The organism is Streptomyces sp. NPDC057638, from assembly GCF_042800315.1.
Lineage (GTDB): Bacteria > Actinomycetota > Actinomycetes > Streptomycetales > Streptomycetaceae > Streptomyces.
Window position 1 is genome coordinate 1 of record NZ_JBHVHF010000510.1, and the last position, 3,466, is coordinate 3,466.

Here is a 3,466-nt window from a genome sequence, read left to right on the forward strand (position 1 = left end):
CCCCCCTTCCGTCCGTACCCCCGGCTACGCGCCCACGGAGGTCCGAGCGCTCACAGACCCGGGCTCACAGACCCGGGCCGCGGACCGGGATCGAGGTGAAGGTGGGGGCCGGGGCGGGCTCGGTGAAGAAGTCGTTGCCCTTGTCGTCCACGACGATGAAGGCCGGGAAGTCCTCGACCTCGATCCGCCAGACCGCCTCCATGCCGAGCTCCTCGTACTCGACGACCTCGACCTTCTTGATGCAGTCCTGGGCCAGCCGGGCCGCCGGGCCGCCGATGGACCCCAGGTAGAAGCCGCCGTGGGTGCCGCAGGCGTCGGTGACCTGCTTGCTGCGGTTGCCCTTGGCCAGCATCACCTTGGAGCCGCCCGCGGCCTGGAACTGCGCCACATAGGAGTCCATCCGCCCGGCCGTGGTGGGGCCGAAGGACCCGGAGGCGTAGCCCTCGGGGGTCTTGGCCGGGCCCGCGTAGTAGACGGGGTGATCGCGCAGATAGCCGGGCATCTCCTCGCCCGCGTCCAGCCGCTCCTTGATCTTGGCGTGGGCGATGTCGCGCGCCACCACCAGCGGGCCGGTGAGCGAGAGCCGGGTCTTGACCGGGTACTTGGTCAGCTCGGCCAGGATCTCGTCCATCGGGCGGTTGAGGTCGACCCGGACCACGTCGCCGCCGGTGTCGAGCTGCTCGTGCGTGGTGTCGGGCAGGAAGCGCGCCGGGTCCTTCTCCAGCTGCTCCAGGAAGACGCCCTCGGCGGTGATCTTGGCGACCGCCTGGCGGTCGGCCGAGCAGGAGACGGCGATGGCGACGGGCAGCGAGGCGCCGTGGCGGGGCAGCCGCACCACGCGGACGTCATGGCAGAAGTACTTGCCGCCGAACTGGGCGCCGATCCCGATCCGCTGGGTCAGCTCGAAGACCTTCTGCTCCAGCTCCTGGTCGCGGAAGCCGTGCCCGGTGGGCGAGCCCTCGGTGGGCAGCTCGTCCAGGTAGTGGGCGGAGGCGTACTTCGCGGTCTTCAGGGCGAACTCGGCCGAGGTGCCGCCGACCACGATCGCCAGGTGGTACGGCGGGCAGGCCGCCGTACCCAGGGAGCGGATCTTCTCCTCCAGGAACCGCATCATGGCGGTCTCGTTCAGGACCGCCTTCGTCTCCTGGTAGAGGAAGGACTTGTTGGCCGAGCCGCCGCCCTTGGCCATGAAGAGGAACTTGTAGGCGCCGCCGTCGGTCGCGTACAGCTCGATCTGGGCGGGCAGGTTGGAGCCGGTGTTCTTCTCCTCCCACATGGTCAGCGGGGCCATCTGGGAGTAGCGGAGGTTGAGCTTGGTGTAGGCGTCGAAGACGCCCCGGGAGAGCGCCTCCTCGTCGCCGCCCTCGGTCAGGACGTTCTGGCCGCGCTTGCCCATCACGATCGCGGTGCCGGTGTCCTGGCACATCGGGAGCACGCCCGCCGCGGCGATGTTGGCGTTCTTCAGCAGGTCCAGGGCGACGAACTTGTCGTTGGACGACGCCTCGGGGTCGTCGATGATGCGCCGCAGCTGGGCCAGGTGCGCGGGCCGCAGATAGTGGGAGATGTCGTGCATGGCCTCGGCGGCGAGCGTGCGCAGGGCCTCCGGCTCGACCGTGAGGAACGTGCGCCCGCCGGCCTCGAAGGTGGAGACACCCTCGCTGGTCACCAGCCGGTAGGGGGTGGTGTCCTCTCCCAGGGGGAGCAGATCGGAGTACGCGAACTCTGGCATTGCGGCCATACCTCACTCAACAGACGTCAGCAGACTTGGCGGACAGCGGCGCGGCCCCCAGCCTAGAACGCGGCCGGGGGGCGGAGGTGGTGAGGTAAGACTCACCTGGCGCGGAGTAGTCATGGCGCGGTCACGGAGGGTCCGGGGCGCGGCCGGATTCGCGGCCGGATTCGCGGCGAGTCCGCTGCGAGTCTGTGGCCGGTCCGCCGCCGGTCCGCCGCCGGTCCGCCGCCAGTCCGCGGCCAGTCCGCGGCCGGTTCGCCGGCGTGGAGCGCCCGCCCCGCGTCTGTCCCGCCGCCGCACCCGTCCCGCCGCCGCCCCGCGCCCGCCCCGCGATGGTGACGCGGGGCCTCCCCGCAGGGCCGAAAGTGATGGATACGGGGCTCCAGGTGCGGTGTTGCCCCTAGTCGCGATCTATCGCGTTTCGCTACGCTGACGTCCGTGGACCTCGAAAAGCAGCCCCAGAAGCCCGTCAGCCCCCGAGAGCCCGGTACCGCTCCGCTCGCCGCCGAAGCCCTGCGCGCCTCCGACGCCGACCGCGACCGCATCGCCGACATCCTCCGGGACGCCCTGGCGGAGGGGCGGCTGGACGCCGAGGAGCACTCGGAGCGCATCGACGCCGTCTACCGGGCCAAGACCGTCGGGGAGCTCCAGCCGATCGTCCAGGACCTGCCCGCCCGTTCGGCGTCGGGCTCCCCCTCCCCGTACGACGCGTATGCCTCGTACACCTCCGATGCCGAGCCCGCGGCCGAGGCCGAGAATCTGACGGCGATCTTCTCCACCTCCACCCGTAAGGGCCGCTGGCGGGTGGGACCCCGCACCAAGGCGTTCGCGCTCTTCGGGAACATCGAGATCGACCTCACCGAGGCGCTCTTCGAGCAGCGGACCACGGTGATCGACGCGACCACCGTTTTCGGCAATGTGGAGATCCGCGTCCCCGAGAACATCACCCTGCGGGGCAACGGCAGCGGGGTCTTCGGCAACTTCGAGGTCCGGGCCCTGGAGGCGGCGGAACCCGACGCTCCGGTCGTGGCCGTCAACGGCTACTCGGTTTTCGGCAATGTGGAGGCCAAGCCGCGCCGTGGGCGCCGCGTCTCCGACCTCCAACGTCGCCTGCGCAAATATCTGGACTGACGGCTCCGCCCCGGAGCACTTTCCGGCCGCGAGCGCCGGGCGGGCGGACCACACCCTGGAACCGGTTGCCACGCAGTGAATAGGAGTGCGCACAGCGGGTAGGGACTGCTGCGTCGTCTCTCGCTCGCGAAGCCGTCGTCAGGAGTAGACCGTGCTGCAACTGCCGTATCAGTCCCTGCAGGTGACCGCTGTTCCGCCCCAGCGTGTTCCCGCTCGGGAAGATCAGGAGGGGCCGTGGCACGCGGAGGCGGTGTGCCGCCGCGACGAGGCGGGGCTGTTTTTCGCCCCCTCCAAGGAGCCCACGGCCGCACGGCTCTCCCGTGAGGAGGCGGCGAAGCGGGTCTGTGCCCGCTGCCCGGTGATGGTCGAGTGCCGCGAGCACGCGCTGCTCCAGCCGGAGCCGTACGGAGTATGGGGCGGGCTGACGGCCGCCGAGCGCCGGGTGGTCCTCGCGCGGCGGCGGCGCCGCGACGTGGAGGTCAAGAAGTCGCCGTCGGCGGCCTGAGAACGCCCGGGGCCGGGCCGGTACGCGGCGGGGGACACGGCCCGAGGGCGCGAGGACGGATCCGTTCGCGCGGGTCCAGCGGATCTACCGATGAGGGG

General features: G+C 71.1%; 3 protein-coding genes. 2 read left to right on the forward strand and 1 reads right to left on the reverse strand.

Going from position 1 to position 3,466, the window contains the following annotated elements:
* Positions 1 to 64: 64 nt before the first annotated feature.
* Positions 65 to 1,729, reverse strand: coding sequence for a fumarate hydratase (locus ACFVIM_RS34065; RefSeq protein ID WP_384309961.1), 1,665 nt, complete (start codon positions 1,727 to 1,729; stop codon positions 65 to 67).
* 441 nt (positions 1,730 to 2,170) lie between these two features.
* Between ACFVIM_RS34065 and ACFVIM_RS34070 the strand changes: the two genes are divergently transcribed.
* Both ACFVIM_RS34070 and ACFVIM_RS34075 read left to right on the forward strand, forming a co-directional pair.
* Positions 2,171 to 2,863 carry a DUF1707 domain-containing protein gene (locus ACFVIM_RS34070; protein ID WP_384309956.1) on the forward strand — a complete coding sequence of 231 codons (693 nt, stop codon included), beginning with the start codon at positions 2,171 to 2,173 and terminating at the stop codon, positions 2,861 to 2,863.
* A 151-nt stretch (positions 2,864 to 3,014) separates the two neighbouring features.
* Positions 3,015 to 3,368 carry a WhiB family transcriptional regulator gene (locus ACFVIM_RS34075; protein ID WP_384309958.1) on the forward strand — a complete coding sequence of 118 codons (354 nt, stop codon included), beginning with the start codon at positions 3,015 to 3,017 and terminating at the stop codon, positions 3,366 to 3,368.
* The last annotated feature ends 98 nt before the right edge of the window (positions 3,369 to 3,466 follow it).